The sequence below is a fragment of the Streptomyces sp. AC627_RSS907 genome, assembly GCF_019049165.1.
Genome location: NZ_JAGMUE010000876.1, coordinates 1 through 858, shown reverse-complemented (window position 1 = coordinate 858; position 858 = coordinate 1). Strand labels below are relative to the sequence as shown.

The 858-nt window shown below is 64.8% G+C and carries 1 protein-coding gene; it reads left to right on the top strand.

From position 1 onward, the window contains the following. The coding region (locus KUM32_RS39165; protein ID WP_254406738.1) for an ABC transporter substrate-binding protein at window positions 1-799 on the top strand (799 nt) is incomplete at its 5' end. Window positions 800-858: the final 59 nt, after the last annotated feature.

The window sequence follows — 858 nt, the reverse complement described above, 5'->3', positions numbered from 1 at the left end:
CCCGATGACCGGGTTCATCCGGTACGCGGTCTTCCCGCAGACGGTCAAGCCGTTCGACAAGATCGAGTGCCGCAAGGCCGTCATCTACGGCGCCGACAAGCAGTCGCTGCAGACCGCCCGCGGTGGCCCGCAGGCCGGCGGCGACATCGCCACCAACATGCTGCCGCCGGTCGTCAAGGGCGCGGACCCGAAGTACGACCCGTACGGCGCGCTGGAGAACGGCGGCGCCCCGAACACCGCCAAGGCCAAGGACGCCCTGAAGAAGTGCGGTCACCCGAACGGCTTCAAGACCACCATCGCGGTGCGTAACAACAAGCCGGTCGAGGTCGCCACCGCCGAGTCGCTCCAGGCGTCGCTGAAGAAGATCGGCATCCAGGCCGAGATCGAGCAGTACGACGGCTCGATGACCGCCGGCATCATCGGCAACCCGGCGTACGTCAAGAAGCACAACTTCGGGATCATCATCATGGGCTGGGGTCCGGACTTCCCGACCGGCCAGGGCTTCTCGCAGCCGCTCGTCCACAGCAAGTACATCCTGGACAACGGCAACAACAACTACAGCATGCTCAACGACCCCAAGATCGACGCCAAGTTCACGCAGGCGCAGTCCGAGCTGGACGAGGACAAGGCCGCGAAGATCTACACCGAGATGAACAAGCTGGTCTCGGAACACGCCGTCTACCTGCCGTTCGTGTTCGAGAAGAACGTCATCTGGCGCAGCAGCCGGCTCACCAACGTCTACACGGCCGACTCCTTCAACGGCCGCTACGACTACCAGGCGCTGGGCGTCGTCAAGTGATCGCCACCACCCGTATCCGTAGGTCTGGCGTGAGGCCAGCCGCATCCCGGCGCACCCGC